Source organism: Runella sp. (genome assembly GCF_027484545.1).
GTDB lineage: Bacteria > Bacteroidota > Bacteroidia > Cytophagales > Spirosomataceae > Runella.
The window spans coordinates 1-16,884 of record NZ_JAIXST010000130.1; the positions used below are offsets into that span (position 1 = coordinate 1).

Annotated in this window: 15 protein-coding genes; 12 read left to right on the forward strand and 3 right to left on the reverse strand. The window is 43.5% G+C overall.

Going from position 1 to position 16,884, the window contains the following annotated elements:
* Together Q0081_RS11640 and Q0081_RS11645 are read left to right on the forward strand one after the other, a co-directional pair.
* Positions 1 to 699, forward strand: a 699-nt coding sequence (locus Q0081_RS11640) for an IS1 family transposase (RefSeq protein WP_298353109.1), incomplete at its 5' end; no start/stop codon positions are given.
* 349 nt (positions 700 to 1,048) lie between these two features.
* Positions 1,049 to 2,089, forward strand: a complete 1,041-nt coding sequence (locus Q0081_RS11645; RefSeq protein ID WP_298353112.1) for a DUF3500 domain-containing protein — start codon at positions 1,049 to 1,051, stop codon at positions 2,087 to 2,089.
* 1 nt (position 2,090) lies between these two features.
* Here the strand turns inward: Q0081_RS11645 and Q0081_RS11650 are convergent, their stop codons facing one another.
* Positions 2,091 to 3,296 (reverse strand): parallel beta-helix domain-containing protein, encoded by a 1,206-nt coding sequence (locus tag Q0081_RS11650; protein WP_298353114.1) that lies wholly within the window; start codon positions 3,294 to 3,296, stop codon positions 2,091 to 2,093.
* Between the two features lie 123 nt (positions 3,297 to 3,419).
* Here Q0081_RS11650 and ribH point away from each other — a divergent pair, with 123 nt between their 5' ends.
* The 5 genes from ribH to Q0081_RS11675 all read left to right on the forward strand — a co-directional run bounded on the left by ribH (position 3,420) and on the right by Q0081_RS11675 (position 6,474).
* Positions 3,420 to 3,899: a 6,7-dimethyl-8-ribityllumazine synthase gene (ribH, locus tag Q0081_RS11655; RefSeq protein WP_298353117.1), complete on the forward strand. Its 480-nt coding sequence runs from the start codon at positions 3,420 to 3,422 to the stop codon at positions 3,897 to 3,899.
* A 78-nt stretch (positions 3,900 to 3,977) separates the two neighbouring features.
* Positions 3,978 to 4,565, forward strand: coding sequence for an imidazole glycerol phosphate synthase subunit HisH (gene hisH / locus Q0081_RS11660; protein WP_298353120.1), 588 nt, complete (start codon positions 3,978 to 3,980; stop codon positions 4,563 to 4,565).
* 23 nt (positions 4,566 to 4,588) lie between these two features.
* Complete coding sequence (locus tag Q0081_RS11665) at positions 4,589 to 5,323, forward strand: DUF2490 domain-containing protein (protein ID WP_298353123.1); 735 nt, start codon at positions 4,589 to 4,591, stop codon at positions 5,321 to 5,323.
* Positions 5,323 to 5,820 carry a rhodanese-like domain-containing protein gene (locus tag Q0081_RS11670; protein ID WP_298353125.1) on the forward strand — a complete coding sequence of 166 codons (498 nt, stop codon included), beginning with the start codon at positions 5,323 to 5,325 and terminating at the stop codon, positions 5,818 to 5,820. The genes Q0081_RS11665 and Q0081_RS11670 overlap by 1 nt, the downstream gene beginning before the upstream one ends.
* A 72-nt stretch (positions 5,821 to 5,892) precedes the next feature.
* Positions 5,893 to 6,474, forward strand: a complete 582-nt coding sequence (locus tag Q0081_RS11675; RefSeq protein ID WP_298353128.1) for a methyltransferase domain-containing protein — start codon at positions 5,893 to 5,895, stop codon at positions 6,472 to 6,474.
* A gap of 69 nt (positions 6,475 to 6,543) precedes the next feature.
* Here Q0081_RS11675 and Q0081_RS11680 read toward each other — a convergent pair whose 3' ends face one another.
* Together Q0081_RS11680 and Q0081_RS11685 are read right to left on the reverse strand one after the other, a co-directional pair.
* The gene (locus Q0081_RS11680) at positions 6,544 to 6,795 is read right to left on the reverse strand and encodes a hypothetical protein (protein WP_298353130.1); all 252 of its coding nucleotides are present in this window, start codon (positions 6,793 to 6,795) and stop codon (positions 6,544 to 6,546) included.
* 377 nt (positions 6,796 to 7,172) lie between these two features.
* Positions 7,173 to 8,537, reverse strand: coding sequence for a dihydroorotase (locus tag Q0081_RS11685; RefSeq protein WP_298353133.1), 1,365 nt, complete (start codon positions 8,535 to 8,537; stop codon positions 7,173 to 7,175).
* 114 nt (positions 8,538 to 8,651) lie between these two features.
* Between Q0081_RS11685 and Q0081_RS11690 the strand changes: the two genes are divergently transcribed.
* From Q0081_RS11690 to Q0081_RS11710, 5 genes are all read left to right on the forward strand, one after another.
* Entirely contained in the window at positions 8,652 to 11,078 is a 2,427-nt protein-coding gene (locus Q0081_RS11690) for a TonB-dependent receptor (RefSeq protein ID WP_298353136.1), read from the forward strand.
* A 5-nt stretch (positions 11,079 to 11,083) separates the two neighbouring features.
* The gene (locus tag Q0081_RS11695) at positions 11,084 to 12,061 is read left to right on the forward strand and encodes a DUF4249 domain-containing protein (RefSeq protein WP_298353139.1); all 978 of its coding nucleotides are present in this window, start codon (positions 11,084 to 11,086) and stop codon (positions 12,059 to 12,061) included.
* A 139-nt stretch (positions 12,062 to 12,200) separates the two neighbouring features.
* A complete protein-coding gene (locus tag Q0081_RS11700; protein ID WP_298353142.1) occupies positions 12,201 to 12,935 on the forward strand; it encodes a hypothetical protein in 735 nt (244 codons plus the stop codon).
* On the forward strand, positions 12,932 to 15,700 hold the full coding sequence (locus Q0081_RS11705) for a TonB-dependent receptor (RefSeq protein WP_298353144.1): 2,769 nt from the start codon (positions 12,932 to 12,934) through the stop codon (positions 15,698 to 15,700). The genes Q0081_RS11700 and Q0081_RS11705 overlap by 4 nt, the downstream gene beginning before the upstream one ends.
* A 60-nt stretch (positions 15,701 to 15,760) precedes the next feature.
* Positions 15,761 to 16,876 carry a DUF4249 domain-containing protein gene (locus Q0081_RS11710; RefSeq protein ID WP_298353147.1) on the forward strand — a complete coding sequence of 372 codons (1,116 nt, stop codon included), beginning with the start codon at positions 15,761 to 15,763 and terminating at the stop codon, positions 16,874 to 16,876.
* The last annotated feature ends 8 nt before the right edge of the window (positions 16,877 to 16,884 follow it).

Here is a 16,884-nt window from a genome sequence, read left to right on the forward strand (position 1 = left end):
AAAAGAATGGCCCTACTCACTACGGTAATCGCAGCGGCGAACCGTCAGAACCATCAGTGTAAATGCTGTGGTCGTCAGTTTGTGATCAACAACGGCCACACGGAGTCGGCATGGACAAGTGCGTTAGTTAAAAACGCATTGAAAGAGCGTCTGTCTCTGCGGGCCATTTGTGGGGTTTTCGGGGTGAGCCTGAGTTGGCTACAATCGTTTGCCCATACTTTTTGGGAGCAGACACCTACGGATCTGGGGCTGCCTCCGCAGCTCGTTGGCCAGATAAAAAAACTACAAGTTTTTGGCATTGAGGCAGATGAATTGTGGTCATTCGTAAAGCAGAATGCCACCAAGCGTTGGATCTGGGTAGCTTACGACCCTATTCATCGCCTGGTGGTTGGCTACCACATCGGTGGCAGGGGTATTGAGGCGGCCAAGCGGTTCTGGCAGAAGATTCCTTGCCTGCTGAAGAGTTGCAACTTTGAAACCGACCATTGGGATGCCTATAAAAGCATCATACCAACAGCCCAGCATAAAATTGGCAAACACCTGACTTTTTACATTGAAGGCTTCAATGCTACCATTAGAGCTAGGGTCAGCCGGCTGGTCAGAAAGTCGCTATCCTTTTCCAAATTGGACAAGTGGCACAACTTGGCGATTGGTTGGTGCTTTTGGCAATTCAACTTGGAGAGGCAGCATTACATTTGATACACCGCCCATTTTTTAACTCTAGAATACTTTTATTGAGCGTTCGACGACTCATGCTCAATAGTTTACTGATATACATTTTGCCGCCAAAACCTAATTTCTCAGCCTCAATAGCCGCATATTGGCGTCGGTCTTTCTCTGACAATCTGCTGTAATGCAACTGTATAAAGCGCTCTATCTCGGTATCATAAAAATTTGCCATGTGGCAAAAATAATAATTTTAGAAACGTACACCTTATTTTATTTCTATCCCTAAGAAAGACCGGGAGCGCTTGTTTCCGGCCTTTTTGTTTGTAAACCAACAGAGTAGAAAGTTGCAACAGATTGGTTTTCAACAGAAAATACCACTATGAAAAGCTACTCTTCTCTCTTTTTGGTCTTGGTTTACTTGATTGCTTTCCAGGCATTTGGTAAGGCTACCCTGAGCCATCAAATGCGTACAACGGCGGAGACTTTTCTCGCAACGCTTACTGCCGAACAGAAAGTCACTGCCAATCTGCCTTTTGATTCTGAATGGCGATATGATTGGAATTACACCCCTCGTCAACGCAAAGGATTACCGCTTAAACAAATGAGCGATGCCCAACGCAAAGCCGCGATGAGCCTCGTCAAAACAGCCCTCAGTAACAAAGGCATGGAAAAAACCGAGGCAATTATTGGCCTTGAATATGTGCTGCGCCAAGTGGAAAAACGCCCTGAAAACGATACCTACCGCGACCCAGAAAACTACGCTTTTGCCGTTTTTGGAACGCCAGATGCCAAACAGCCTTGGGCTTGGAGCATGGAGGGTCATCATCTTTCTCTGCATTTCACCTTGGTGGACGGAAAAGTAGAGTTTTTACCTAGTTTTTTTGGAAGCAATCCGGGAATTGTATTGCCTGGATTTATTCAGGAAGGCAAACAGGTTTTGAAAGATGAAGCAGATGCGGCTTTCCAATTGTTAAATTCGTTTGACGAACAACAAATCACAAAAGTGCTGATCTCCGACAAAGCCCCAAGCGATATGGTCACCACCAACAAGCGCAGCGTTGACCTTGAAAAACGCGAAGGTTTGGCGCTGCGTGACATGAAACCCACTCAGCAAGAAATGTTCAAAGGGTTGATTAATACGTATTTGAACCGCTATCACGTTACCCTCAAAGACCAAGAACTAAGTAAAATCAGCAAAGCCGATTTAAACGAAATTTGCTTTGTTTGGATGGGCAACAAGGAACCGACGATTGGGGCAGGAAAGGGCCACTATTACCGGATTCATGGCCCTACCCTACTGATTGAATATGACAACACGCAAAATAACGGCAACCACGTTCACTCCGTAGTGCGCGACCTTACCAACGATTGGGGTGAAGATTTGTTAAAAATGCACTACGAAGCTTCTCACAAAAAATAAGCTATTTCATACTCACTGCCGCTTGTTTCAACGCCGTATGAGCACAATCATAGCTTTTTATATCGTGTGATACATTTTTGAAGTTATGAGCCGCATCAATATTCGCAAAACTCGCATTTTGGTTGTTACGGATACAGATGCGGCTTTCTGTTTTTACTTGTCCGTTTTCGAGACTTTTCTCATCTACAATGCCATCGTAAATGATATGAGGCACTTTTTTCCCAAAGCGTAGTTTATACCGAAACAATTGACCCATGCGGCCTTTGCCCTGATAACGTACGCGATCGCGCTGATAAAGATTGTCATGAATGTAAATACCTGTTGGATAAGGGTAATAGTCTTTGTCTTTGATGCGATTTTCAGTCATAAAGTAGCTGATAATGCTTGTGCCTATACTATTGTTACTTATGATTTTGTTGTTAAAAATCTCTACATGATTCGTCGCCAGAATCATCACACCCGTTCCTTGCGGCACATTGGCAACGATGTTACCCTTAGGTGCAAAATTGGGGAAGTTGTTGTGGTGAATGTTGTTATTATAAACGCGTACATTTCCGCCTTTTTTTTGTACTAAATCAGGCAAGTCAAACACCAAAACTCCGCCTGTATTCTCAGTAGATTCGTTATCGTACACATCCGCCATCACTGAATTTTCAATTTCAATTCCCGCTACATTGTGATAAGCTCTGGAATTGCGCACAATAATATTTTTGGATTGCCCTACGTAAATCCCTGCATCTGATGCTCCAATCGCTGCACAGCCTTCAATCAATACGTTATTGCACATGACAGGATACAATCCGTAAGCGCCATTGGTGGCTTTAGGCTCACCTGTCCATTCGGCTTTCACGTTCCGGAAGGTAATTCCGTTGACGTTCATCGTTTTGATAGCATCGCCTTTGGCGTCCTGAACAGTGAGATTTTCAAGAATTATATTTTCTGCATTGCTAACTCGCAATCCTTCCGCTCCATCGGTTTGTCCTTTAAAACTCAAAATAGTCTTGTCCATGCCCGCTCCGCGAAGGGTAATGTTTTTTTTACCTTCCAGCGAAAGGCTTCCCAAAATAGAAAACGTACCTGCATCAATCGTAATAGTGGCACCATCTTCCGCCATAATAAGCTGACGTTGAAGCTTTTTCTGAACATCGGCTTGGGCAAAGGCAATCAAAGAAGTTACTGTCAATAAAAAAGCAAATAGAAATCTCATAGTTTTTAGGGGTTGTAGGAAAGACGAAATTACAAAAAAATAGAATCTTGACAGCAATACTCTAATTTTGTAGAAAAGTACCAAAAAAATTTGGAATCAGAACTGTAAACTGTCAACCCACAAATGTCATCAGCTCACAAGAATTTAAGCGTATTTATTACAGAAGGCTTGCCTGATATCAGTACCAAAAAATTTGTAATCGTAGTGGCCGAATGGAATGCAGAAGTAACTGAAGCATTGTACGAAAGGGCCAACAAAACCTTGCTCGAACACGGTGCAAAACCCGAAAATGTGTTGCGGGTCAGTGTTCCTGGAAGTTTTGAACTAAGTTTTGGTTCTCAAGTCTATGCCCAAAAACCCGATGTTGATGCCGTTATTGCCATTGGTTGCGTCATTCAGGGAGAAACAAAACACAACGACTACATCAATCACGCGGTAGCTCATGGCCTTACCGACGTAGCCCTGAAATACAATAAACCCGTCATTTTCGGTGTTTTAACGCCCAATACCCTGCAACAGGCCCTCGACCGCGCGGGAGGAATTCACGGCAACAAAGGGGACGAAGCCGCCATCACAGCCATTAAAATGTTGGGACTCCAATAAAAATAAATTCCTATATCAATAAAGAAATAATTTCCAATTCCCCCTCTCCAAATGGAGAGGGGGGCAGGGGGTGAGGTTATGAAAACAGTCATCATCAAATACAACGCAGGTAACGTACAGTCAGTTATGTACGCGCTTGACCGAATAGGTGCCACTTACGAATGGACCGACGACCCCGATACTATTCGCGCTGCCGATAAAGTAATCTTTCCGGGTGTTGGCGAAGCCAGTACAGCCATGACGTATTTGCGCGAACGCGAGTTGGACAAACTTATTCCCTCGCTTCGTCAGCCTGTCTTGGGAACCTGCGTAGGAATGCAACTCATGTGCCGTTATTCCGAAGAAAATGACACGACCTGCATGGGAATTTTCGACGTAGATGTTTTACGCTTTCCGCGAACCAACAGCTTTAAAGTGCCCCAAACGGGCTGGAATGACATTTATGACCTCAACAATCCGTTGTGCAAAGGATTGAATGAACACGACTACGTGTACTACAATCACGGTTATTATTCCCCGCTTTGCGACCAAACCGCCGCCAAAACCGATTACATTATCGAATACTCGGCCATGCTGCAAAAAGACAACTTTTTTGCAGCCCAATTTCACTCCGAAATCAGTGGGAATGTAGGTCAAAAGATTTTTGAAAACTTTCTTAGCCTATAAACTATACCTTAACACCACTACTCTTGAAACGCCTTTTTCTTCTGTTTTTAGCAGGGCTTTGGCCTTTTTTCTCGCAGGCACAACATGAACATTATCCGCACCTTACCCTTTGGTCACGGATGCAAATTGTCAAAGAACCCAATCCCCGCTGGAATTTGGTAGGGACGTTTTTTTGGAGGCGTCAGAATAATTACCAAGAAAATCGCTCTAACCCAACCATTAACCCATTAATGATTGGGGGACAAACGTTGATTACGCACCGAAATACGCAAAATACCGTATGGGTACACATTGCTCAAATCAGTTACATGGTTTCCAATCAGCTGTTGGGAAAACCAGACGATTACAATGCTCCCATCGGAAAGGAGATTCGTTATGCAGGCGGAGTAGAGTTCAATCAGGAAGTGAATGAGAAACTCACGCTTCGCCAACGGTTTTTGCAGGAATTGCGTTTTTTCAAAGCCAACGATTTTCACCCCGTTGGGCGCATACGCGGACGGGCTACTATTCGTTATCAATTAAAGCCCTTTGTAAGTATCAATGGGGTCACCGAACTGCTTTTCCATGACCCACCCGTTTTAAGCGGACAAAAACCGATTCGTTTTCACCAATTTTGGCTCGGCGGAAGTTTGATATGGAGTTTAGGCGAACGAGTCAATCTTGAAACGGGTTATACGTTTATTCATGGTCGTCGCTCCACAGTTATCGAATTTGACGAACAAAATGTACTGAATCTTCATTTATCCATCGAAATCTAATGCGTACGCTTCTTTTATTTCTGATGTTATTCTCTTGGTTTAAACCCAACGCTCAAACCAACAGCAGAGCTTATAAAGTAATGCTGGAAGGTATGTACAAGCATACTGTGCCCACGGTAAGTTGTAATGAGTTGAAAAAAGAGCAAAATGACGTAGTTCTTTTGGATACCCGCGCCAAACGGGAATACGAAGTAAGTCATTTGCCCGATGCCCGTTGGGTTGGTTGCGATGAATTTGATCTCAAAAAAGTAGAAAACCTTCCCAAAGATACGCCCATCGTAGTGTATTGTACCGTAGGTGTGCGCAGCGAGCGCGTAGGTGAAAAACTGAAAGCCGCAGGCTATAGAAATGTTCGAAATCTATACGGAAGCATTTTTGAATGGGTTAACCAAGACAATCCTATTGTGGACAATCAGGGAAAACCTACCCAAAAAGTACATGCTTATTCGCGTACGTGGGGCATTTGGCTCAACAAAGGTGAGAAAGTGTATGAATAGCGGGAGTGAGAAGTCAGTATAATATTAAAACGAATGACGAATTAAGCTGTTTTATAGTTACTTACAATATAAATGAGCGATATTTTAGGGAAAGAGTATTGGGATGAGCGCTACCGTACGGGTCAAACGGGCTGGGACATTGGTTCTATTTCGCCGCCGTTGAAAGCTTATTTTGATACATTGGCTGATAAAAATTTACGTATTTTAATTCCCGGCGGAGGAAACAGTTACGAGGCTATTTATTTAATTGAGTGTGGGTTTCAGGAGGTAACTGTAGTAGACATTTCAGAAGTTGTGTGTCAACAATTGACCGACAAATACACATCTCAAGGTTTAAAAGTAGTCTGCAATGATTTTTTTGAACACAGTGGCACCTATGATTTGATTGTGGAGCAAACGTTCTTTTGCGCACTCAATCCTTCGCTTCGACTGTCCTATCTTCAGAAAATGAGGAAATTATTAGCCCCTGACGGACGTTTAGCCGGGCTGTTATTTAATCGAGAATTTGCAGGAGGACCGCCTTTTGGAGGCAGTGAAGCGGAATACCGCGCTCTTTTTCAGGAAGCTGATTTCCAAATTACCGTTGATTTGAACCCTAATTCTATTCTTCCGCGCCAAGGAAATGAATTGTTCTTTGTAGCGACAAAAAGATAGACGCCAATCAATTGAGCAGCGTCTATCCATCTTCCTAAACCCTAACTACATTATATTTTTTGTCAATTGTTATTGACTGATTCTCAAAAAGAAACCTACGAATTTTCCAATCATCGAAGCTGCCTGACGAGTTTCCTCCACGCCGTTTTGTGCCTGCTCCGTTACGTTCTTCAAAATGGAGGTTTGTACATTTTTCTTTGGCTGATTGGCAACGCGCTCTGTAACAGCTTTGTGTGTAGCAAATACGTTGTGCGGACGACCAATTGAAAAAGCTGAAGTACTCAACAAACACAGAACGGCGACGAGGATGATAGCTTTCATGACTGTATGAGTTTTTTAAGTGAATTGACGTTTAATTTGTCCTATGGCTGAATGTCTAAACAAAGATATGTGTTTTGTATGGTATTATGCAATACAAAGTACCTTGTTTCTTGTTAAAAAATGTTAAGCGGCCATTTTAAGTGACAAGTGGCAATTGATTTTTTTCGTCTTGAAAAGCTGCCTTTTATCAAATACCCGTTGACGACTTAGTTTCAAGGATATGATGCAAATGTGCTACAAAAGGTTGCATCCTCCCAAATAAAATTGACAAAACCCCTTAAATACGGGGTGAATTGGGTAAAATATCGTGTGAACCGAAAAACGTAGATACGCAAGATGTTGCGGCTCTACGTTTTGAATATGCAGAACGATCCACGTTAACGTGTAAAACGCAATCTTTTCCCTTTCTCAGATTCATCAAATACACCATTGGCATACACCAAATGCCCCGATACGATGGTATGGGTAATGCGCGATTGAAAGGTAGTTCCTTCCAAAGGCGACCAACCGCATTTGAATAAAACCGATTCTTTCGTAACGGTCGTTGATTGGTCTACATCTACCAAAACCAAATCGGCCCAGTAGCCTTCTCGAATGTAGCCACGGCGGTCGATTTGGAACACATCTGCCACCGCATGGCACATTTTTTCTACCACTCGCTCCATGGAAATCTTGCCCTGCTGCACAAATTCCAGCATGATATTCAGCGAATGTTGGACCAATGGTAATCCCGAGGGTGCTTCCCAGTAGCTTTTCGATTTTTCCTCCCATGTATGCGGCGCATGGTCAGTCGCAATGACGTCAATGCGATTGTCGAGCAATGCCTGAAAAATTTGGGCTTTGTGATGAGGAGCTTTAATGGCCGGATTGCATTTGATTTGCGTCCCCAAGCGACGATAATCTTCGGCATCAAACCACAAATGATGCACACAGGCTTCGGCAGTAATCTTTTTCTTTAGCTTTTCGTTGGTCGAAACCTGCGAATTTCCATAGCTCCCTACTTCAAAAAGAGCCGTTTCCTCTCCTGTCGAAATATGAAGTATGTGCAGGCGGGTGCCGTGTTTTTTGGCTAAATCCACCGCCATGGAGGATGATTTATAGCACGCTTCTTCATTACGAATCAGCGCGTGAATGTCATAAGGAACGTTTTCGCCATATTGTTCTTTAAACAACGCGGTACGTTGACGAACGGTAGGTTCATCTTCGCAGTGAGTGGCAATCAGGCAGGGAGCATTGGCAAACAATTTTTCCAAGACTTCAGGCGCATCAACGAGCATATTCCCAGTAGAAGACCCCATAAAAATCTTGATTCCGCACACGTCGGGACAGATGGTTTTCATTACCTCCTCATAATTGTCGTTGGAAGCACCCATAAAAAAAGAGTAATTAGCCAGCGACGTTTGTGAAGCAATCTGATATTTATCTTCTAAAAGCGTTTGGGTCAATGCATTAGGCACCGTATTTGGCATTTCCATAAAAGACGTTACTCCACCTGCTACGGCTGCTTTGGCTTCAGTATAAATCGTAGCTTTGTACGTCAGCCCCGGTTCCCGAAAATGCACTTGGTCGTCAATCACGCCCGGCAACAGGTATTTCCCTTTGGCATCTATTAGTTGGGAGGCCGTCAAGTGCTGCAAATTTGTACCAATTTGTTCGATAATACCGTTCTTTATAAAAACGTCTTTTGAGGCAATTTGCCCTTCATTAACAACCCGGGCATTGAGGATGAGGAGAGTAGACATAATTTATTTTTGGTTGATTCCAACCTTTTTGACTCTTTGATAGACTTTATACGTAACCGATTCATTCCATAAATCAAAGCCAAACTTACCACTGATTCACTAAACAGCCACCTCATGCGTTTATTTTTATTTTTTAGTCTGTTTGCCTTTTCTGCGTATGCTCAACAGCGTTTTACGGTAAGCGGCTATATCCGCGAAAGCGGAAGTCAGGAACAATTGATTGGCGTCAATGTGTATCTGCCCTCTACCACCACGGGAACCACTTCCAATACCTACGGTTTTTATTCCATTACGCTGCCCGCTGCCGATTCAGTAACTTTGGCCTTTTCGTTTGTAGGCTACGGCACCGAAACCCGTACTGTAAAACTGCGCAGTAATCTCGAACTCAACATTCAATTGACCGCTATTGGACGGCAATTGAATGAAGTGGTTATTTCAGGAAAGCACGAGGCGGATAAAGTCAGCCAAACAGCCCAAATGAGTCGAATTGACATACCCGTAGAGCAAATCAAGAAAATACCCGCTTTTTTTGGCGAAAAGGACGTATTGCGGGTGTTACAACTGATGCCAGGTGTACAAAAAGGCTCGGAAGGACAAACGGGTATTTACGTACGCGGCGGCGGGCCTGACCAAAACTTGATTATTCTGGACGATGCCCCCGTTTATAATGTCAGTCATTTATTCGGTTTTTTCTCAGTCTTCAACGGCGATGCTCTCAAAAGTGTTGAATTGACCAAAGGCGGCTTTCCGGCGCGATTTGGAGGTCGGCTTTCGTCGGTCGTAGAGCTAAATATGAAAGAAGGTAACAAAGAAAAACTCCACGGAGAAGGCGGAATTGGACTGATTGCCAGCCGCTTAACGCTGGAAGGCCCTTTAAAGTCACGAAAAGCAAAAACGGCTAAATCTTCTTTCCTTATTTCAGGCCGACGCACCTATTTGGATTTACTGGCTCGACCTATTATTGCCGCTCAAAACAATGGCAATACTTCAGCCGGCTATTTTTTTTACGACCTTAATGCCAAACTTAATTATGATTTTGGGCAAAAAAATAAACTGTACGCTAGCGGCTATTTTGGTCAGGACCGTTTTTTCTTTCGAGACAAAGGCTCCTCTTCTACCAGTGAAGGTGGATTAAATTGGGGAAATGCAACAGGCACCCTTCGTTGGAATCACCTCTTCAACGAAAAACTCTTTTCCAATGCTTCTTTGATTTTCAGCAACTATAAATTTCAAATCTACGCCAAAGAAGGCACTACGACCAATAATACTCAAAGCGAATACGAATTGCGTTATACGTCAGGGGTTCGGGATTGGGGGCTGAAATACGACGTTGACTATTTCCCTAACCCAAAACATGCCCTGCGGTTTGGAGTTTCAAGTACCCTGCACCGATTTACTCCGAGTGCGGTAGTTGTTAAGGATACTGATATTGCCCAGTTTACAACAGAGATTGAAGCCATTAACAACGTAGAATCCGGAATCTATGCCGAAGATAACTGGAAACCTACGACCTGGCTTAAAATGAACGTGGGCCTTAGATTCAGTCATTTTAAAGCAGAAAATCACAACTATTTTCGTCCCGAACCCCGTATATCGGCAGCGTTGATGCTTCGCCCTGACCTCTCTTTTAAAGCCTCTTATGCCCGTATGAATCAATACATTCATTTGCTTTCCAATACGGGGATTGGTCTGCCAACGGATTTGTGGGTACCCAGTACGGCCAAAATTGCACCGCAGCAATCGAGTCAGGTAGCGGCGGGCTTTGCCAAAGACTTTGAAAAACAGGGACTTGCCCTAACCGTAGAAGGATATTACAAAACCATGAACAACATCGTCAACTACAAAGAAGGCTCCAGTTTTTTGCTGATTGACGACCCGACTAATGCCGACAAAATTCGTTGGGATGACAACATCACCAGCGGGCGCGGTTGGTCGTACGGAGCCGAAGTATTATTACAGAAAAAAACAGGTAAGCTCTCCGGCTGGATTGGCTATACGCTTTCGTGGACGCAATGGCAATTTGCTGAACTCAATTTTGGTCAAAAGTTTTATCCACGCTACGACCGCCGTCACGATTTATCTGTGGTCGGAATTTACGAATTCAGTCCTCGCATTACGCTTTCGGGTACGTGGGTGTATGGTACGGGAAATGCTCTTACTTTGCCTCAAAGTAATTATACGGCTTATACGCACAATTTGGTACCACGCATTGACTATAATCAAAATCAGCGCACGGTTACCTCTAATCCTTTTAGCAACGGTCGCGGAGTAAATGATTATGGTCCCAAAAACAGTTTTAGGGCTGAACCTTATCACCGTTTTGATTTGAGTCTGCAATTTCACAAACAAAAAAGGCATCACGAACGAACGTGGGAATTGAGTATTTACAATCTGTATAATCGTCGAAATCCCTTTTTCTATAATCTCACGACCCGACCCGTCTATGATGCCGCCGGCAAGTATGTGAAAAGTGAAACGGCACTTCAACGCATTTCCATTTTTCCGATTGTACCAACACTGAGTTATAATTTCAAATTTTAGACTCCATGAAAAATCTCCTCCCAAACTTCTCCTATAGCAATTATTTGTCTCATTTTATGCGTCTGTTAGATTCTTTCAGAATGACAAATACTCTTATAGCAGTCATCTCAATCAGCTGTTTTTCCTGCGAAACATTGGTCAATGATGTTGACCCTGATCTTTTGCCCCGCAGCGACAGCAAATTGGTGGTACATGGCTATTTGTCACCGCAGGATACGGTCATTTCGATTGCCGTCAATTTGAGTACACAACTCATTGGCGGGAGTCTTAATTTAAGTAATAACACGACGGTGTCACTTTCTGACGCAACCGTTACTTTATCCAATCAAGGAAAGAGCATTTCCCTTCCTTTTGATTCAAAAAGCGGCACCTATCGCATAAAAGCTACTGCATTGCCTATCACGGAAGGTAAAACCTACGAATTGAAAGTAGTTAGAAACGGCGAGACCGCTGAATCTTCATGTACGGTACCCAAAGTTGTAGCTATCCAAAGCATCCGAAAAGATTCGGTGGAGGCAAGGGCTTCTTCTTCCCTAAAAGATTATCTCTATCACATTGTTTGGAAAGACCCGGAAGGTCAGGTAAATTACTACCGCGTAGGGGGATATATTTTTCAAACTCAGCGGGTACAGACAGGGCCTACTACTTTTGAGAACATGCCCAATATTCAACCGCTGAATTTCCGAGAAAACAATCGTTCAGGCGAGTTTATTACCGATGAACGCACCGATGGACTCTTGTTGGTCTCCATCGCAGGGCGGGCCTACACGTATTATTCTCAAGGACCATCTCCTTTTACCAATCAGTACATTGAATTAATGCTGCTTTCCTGCGAAAAAACGTATTACGATTACCACCTTGCCGTACGAAATTTCGACGGGAATAATCCATTTGCCGAGCCGTCTTTGATTCCATCCAATATTAAGAACGGACTGGGTTGTTTTGCAGCCTATAATCGAAGTACCTTTGTTTTGAAAAATTGATTCTTTTCGGCAACGTTGAAAGTGTCGCAGGCGTACTGATAATTAGTCATTAAGCAATGACAATCATATCAGTAAACCAAACCAAAAAATTCCTTTTAGAGTCTTTGTATTTCCTCTTTTTCGCACTATATCACACTATATGAAAAAAACTTTACCGGTATTTATTGCAACTTTTTGGCTATCAATTGCTTCTTACGGTCAGACAGGTGAGCCGGCTCCAATAACTGCCAAAAATCCGCCCTCCCTTCCGCAGGCTCTTTATGAGTCAGCTACGATTTTATCGCCTCACTTATACAACGGGCCTCGCTACCACATCTACGACAGTCGCTCCAAAGACCATCAATTTTTTCAGAGTGAAGACTGGAGTGATGGGTCTGTCTCTTACGATGGACAATCATTTGAGTCCATTCCGATGCTGTATGATATTGTAAAAGACAAAGTAGTTATTAAATATTTGGGGCGCTCCGGACTGATTCAACTTCAAAGCGAGCGAATCAAAGACTTTTCCTATCTTAATCATCGGTTTATTCGGATTGAAGAAAACAAAGAAGCGGATATCAATCTTTCCACGGGGTTTTATGATCTTCTCTATGATGGAAAAATGCAGGTATTGGCACGGCGTATGAAACAACGGCAGGAACAGATTGAAAACAACAGGGTAAACGTGTATTTTTTAGACAAAACGTTTTTTTACATCAAAAAAGACGGAGTTTACCACCCTATTCATTCCAAAACGGCAGCACTTAACCTGTTTGATGACCAAAAGAAAGCCCTGAAAAAACACCTTCGCGACCAGCGTATCAACTTCCGAAAAGACAAAGAAAAGGTGCTCGTTCAAATGGCTACTAAATACGATCAACTTATCCGCCCATGAAAAACTTCTGCCTACTTTTCCTTCTCTTTTTTGGGCTTATTCATTCGGTCTCATTTGCCCAAACCAAACCCGAAAAACGAATTACCGCCACTTTCAACGATAGCAGTTTTGAGCAGTTTGTAAAAGAAGCAGAAGCCCAAACAGGTTGCTTTTTTTACTACGAAGCGTCTTTGTTGGACAGCTTAAAAATCACGCTGCAAGCCAAAGACCAAGCACTGGTATCTGTGCTTTTGCAGGTTTTTAAAGATACAGAGTTCAAATTTGCGATTGATGACCAACTGCGCGTATTTGTTACTACCGACCAGGCACTCATTACCCAACTTCCCTCCAACTTATTTGACGTTAACGATAAAGAGGATGCGGACAAAAACACCTACGTAGCCCCTGCGTCTGAAGAACAGGACAAATTACTGTCAACGGCGGAAAGTAAACTCTACAATATCGGGGCACAACGACAACGAATCACGGAGGGAAAATCTACCCTTTCGGGATACGTGAGAAACAGCGTAACGGGCGAACCCGTCATCGGCGCTTCGGTTTATATTGAATCTCCATCCATTGGGGTTTCCACGGATGCATTGGGCTTTTTTGCGCTGACCATTCCGCGCGGTAAGCATACTCTGAGAATCAAGAGCATCGGGATGCGAGATACCTACCGGCGAATCGTGCTGTACGGAGATGGAAAACTGGACATTGAAATGCAGGAAAGTGTAACGGCGCTGAAAGAAGTTTCCATTACGGCCGGCCGGGATGTCAACATCGCAGGTACCCAAATGGGACAAATGAAACTCAGCATTAAAACCATGAAGCAGGTTCCTACAGCTTTTGGGGAGACTGATTTATTGCGTACGGTCCTTACCCTTCCGGGCGTAAAATCAGCCAGTGAAAGCAGTGTAGGGCTTAACGTTCGTGGTGGTTCAACCGACCAAAACCTGATTCTGTTCAACGATGCCGTTATCTATAATCCCTCGCACCTTTTTGGTTTCTTTTCGGCTTTCAATCCCGACGTAATCAAAGAAGTGGAATTGTATAAAAGTACCATTCCCTCCAAATACGGCGGTCGGTTATCGTCCGTATTGGAAATCAACAGCCGCGATGGCAACAAGAAAAAATTTGTAGGCTCGGGCGGAATTGGTTTACTCACGGGTAGATTCGCGATAGAAGGTCCCATTTTGAAGGAAAAAACCTCTTTTATTTTGGCCGGACGTACAACCTACTCCAATTGGGTTTTCAAAAAACTGGAAAATCCATCCTTTAATAAAAGTAGAGCTTCGTTTTACGACATCAATCTTCAAGTCAACCACGAAGTCAATGAGAAAAACAGCATTACACTCTCGGGCTACGTGAGCAGCGACAATTTTAAACTGTTTGGTGATACTACTTATGCGTATCAAAATCAATTGGGCTCTATCAAATGGAAACACACGTTCAATTCCAAACTTTACGGTGTTTTTGTCGGAACCTACAGTCGCTATCAATACTCCGTTGGAAGCACGCGCGTTCCTACGAGTGCTTTCGATTTGAAATTTGAAATCAATCAAAGTTCGGCCAAAGCAGATTTTACGTATTTCCTGCATCGTCAGCACACCATTGATTTTGGGGTCAGTTCGGTCTATTATAAATTGTTCCCGGGCACCTTACAACCAACCTCTGAAAAATCCCTCCTACGCTCTGACGTTTTGGAAGCGGAGCAAGCCGTAGAAAGTGCAATCTATCTTGAAGATCGTTTTGATGTTAACCCACGGCTTTCAGTAACGGGCGGGCTACGGTTTTCCATGTTCAATTACTTAGGGCTAAAAACTGTATTCAACTATACGCCGGGGTTGCCCATCGAAAAATTGAACACCGAAGGCAACACTAAATATGAGGCCGGGAAAAACATCAAAACGTACCAAGGGCCTGAAGTTCGCCTTTCGGCACGTTATCTTGTCAACAGTACTACCTCACTGAAAGCAAGTTATAACACTACGCGTCAATACATTCACTTATTGACCAATACCATGGTCATGTCGCCGACGGATATCTGGAAATTGAGCGATTCGTACATCAAACCACAGTTGGGAAGTCAATTTGCGGTAGGATTGTATCGGAATTTGAGAGGCAATAAATTGGAACTTTCGGTAGAGGCGTACTACAAAAACATACAGCATTTTCTTGATTATAAGAGCGGCGACTCGCTCATTTTGAATCACCGCATTGAAACTGCCGTCATTTCCACCACCGGCAAAGCCTACGGAATAGAATTAATGGCTAAGAAGTTAACGGGAAAACTTAACGGCTGGGTCAGTTACACGTATGCCCGCACGCTGTTGCGAGCCGACGACCGCACCGCATCGGATGCTCCGAACAAAGGCGAGTATTATCCAAGCAACTATGACAAGCCGCACGATTTTACGTTGGTGAGCAATTATAAGTTTTCGCACCGCTTCAGCCTTTCCTTCAACTTTACCTACAGCAGCGGTCGGCCTTATACGCCCCCCATCGGAAAATACGTACTGGAAGGAGTTCAACGGGTGTATTATGCGGACCGAAATCAATTCCGAATTCCGAACTACTATCGGGTAGATTTGTCCATGAATATAGAAGGGAATCACAAAATCAAGAAATTGGCGCACAGCTCCTGGACCTTTGCAGTCTTTAATTTATTGGGACGCAAAAATCCGTCTTCGGTTTATTTCCGAGCTCAAAACGGCATCGTCAAAGGATACATGCTTTCTATTTTCGGACAGCCCATTCCTACCCTTACTTACAATTTCAGGTTTTAATACCTTACATGTTAATAACTGATATACTGCTCATTACAGTTAACAACAACAACACCGAATATGAAATGGATTTCCATACTAACCCTACTGTTTGTCGGCTTTCTTTTATTGGACGGCTGCGTCCTTCCCTTTTCGCCTCCCGAAGTAGCTTCCGCTGACCGTTTTCTGGTGGTGGACGGTTTTTTGAACACGAACGGAAAAGACAGCAGCCGTATCACGTTGACCTACACCCAAGTAGTCAGCAACAAAAACACCTTTTCGACTGAGTTAAAAGCTCAGATCATTGTGGAAGGCGACAAGGGAAGCACCTTTACCTTTACCGAAATCGGCAAAGGATTGTACCGATTAGCCCCAAGAACGTTTAATGCCGCTGAAAACTACCGAATCAGAATCAAAACCACGGGCAAAAAAGAATATTTGTCCGAGTACGTAGCTCCCAAACAAACGCCTCCCATCGACAGCGTTACGTATAAAATAGCCTCGGACAAAAAATTCGTTCAAATCAACGTCAATACCCACGACGCACTCAACAAAACAAATTTTTACCGTTGGAAATTTGAAGAAACCTGGGAATACAATATGCCGCAGTATTCTCTGTACGAGATAAAAAACAATGCCATTATTGACCGCGTTGAAAACATCAATACCTGCTGGAAAACGGAGACCCCTTCCTCCATTTTGTTGGCTTCTACCATCAAACTCAGTCAGGATGTAATTCGAGATGCACCTATTACCAATATTCCTACTGCCACCAATAAGTTGCTTATCAAGTACAGTATTCTTGTCAAACAGTTTGGACTGACGGAGGAAGGATTTAAGTATTGGTCTGCTTTGGCAAAAACCACCGAAACCACCGGCGGCTTGTTTGACGCTCAACCTTCCCAAGTGACGGGTAATATCAAATGTACTACCAATCCACAGGAACTTGTTTTTGGATTTTTCAACGCCGGAGTTCCTCAGGAAAAACGCGTCTTTCTTTCACTGGGCTTGGGGCTTTATTCTCAATGTGCACCCTTCGACACCGTTAGCAGGGCTGATGCTATTAAAGGGCAATACTTTCTTTTATCGCAGTATTTTGCCGAGGGCTCAAGTGTTGCTGACTACATCGTCGGTGATCCGGGCTGCGGAGATTGTCGCACAAAAGGTGGAATCACAAAACGGCCGAGCTTTTGGTAATAACTTTT

Excerpts from the sequence above, each read along its gene's own strand:
- Q0081_RS11705 (WP_298353144.1), top strand. The coding sequence starts at position 12,932 with ATGAAAAACTTCTGCCTACTTTTCCTTCTCTTTTTTGGGCTTATTCAT.
- Q0081_RS11650 (WP_298353114.1), bottom strand. The coding sequence starts at position 3,296 with ATGAGATTTCTATTTGCTTTTTTATTGACAGTAACTTCTTTGATTGCC.
- Q0081_RS11700 (WP_298353142.1), top strand. The coding sequence starts at position 12,201 with ATGAAAAAAACTTTACCGGTATTTATTGCAACTTTTTGGCTATCAATT.
- hisH (WP_298353120.1), top strand. The coding sequence starts at position 3,978 with ATGAAAACAGTCATCATCAAATACAACGCAGGTAACGTACAGTCAGTT.
- Q0081_RS11710 (WP_298353147.1), top strand. The coding sequence starts at position 15,761 with ATGAAATGGATTTCCATACTAACCCTACTGTTTGTCGGCTTTCTTTTA.
- Q0081_RS11680 (WP_298353130.1), bottom strand. The coding sequence starts at position 6,795 with ATGAAAGCTATCATCCTCGTCGCCGTTCTGTGTTTGTTGAGTACTTCA.
- Q0081_RS11645 (WP_298353112.1), top strand. The coding sequence starts at position 1,049 with ATGAAAAGCTACTCTTCTCTCTTTTTGGTCTTGGTTTACTTGATTGCT.
- Q0081_RS11695 (WP_298353139.1), top strand. The coding sequence starts at position 11,084 with ATGAAAAATCTCCTCCCAAACTTCTCCTATAGCAATTATTTGTCTCAT.
- ribH (WP_298353117.1), top strand. The coding sequence starts at position 3,420 with ATGTCATCAGCTCACAAGAATTTAAGCGTATTTATTACAGAAGGCTTG.
- Q0081_RS11690 (WP_298353136.1), top strand. The coding sequence starts at position 8,652 with ATGCGTTTATTTTTATTTTTTAGTCTGTTTGCCTTTTCTGCGTATGCT.
- Q0081_RS11675 (WP_298353128.1), top strand. The coding sequence starts at position 5,893 with ATGAGCGATATTTTAGGGAAAGAGTATTGGGATGAGCGCTACCGTACG.
- Q0081_RS11685 (WP_298353133.1), bottom strand. The coding sequence starts at position 8,537 with ATGTCTACTCTCCTCATCCTCAATGCCCGGGTTGTTAATGAAGGGCAA.
- Q0081_RS11670 (WP_298353125.1), top strand. The coding sequence starts at position 5,323 with ATGCGTACGCTTCTTTTATTTCTGATGTTATTCTCTTGGTTTAAACCC.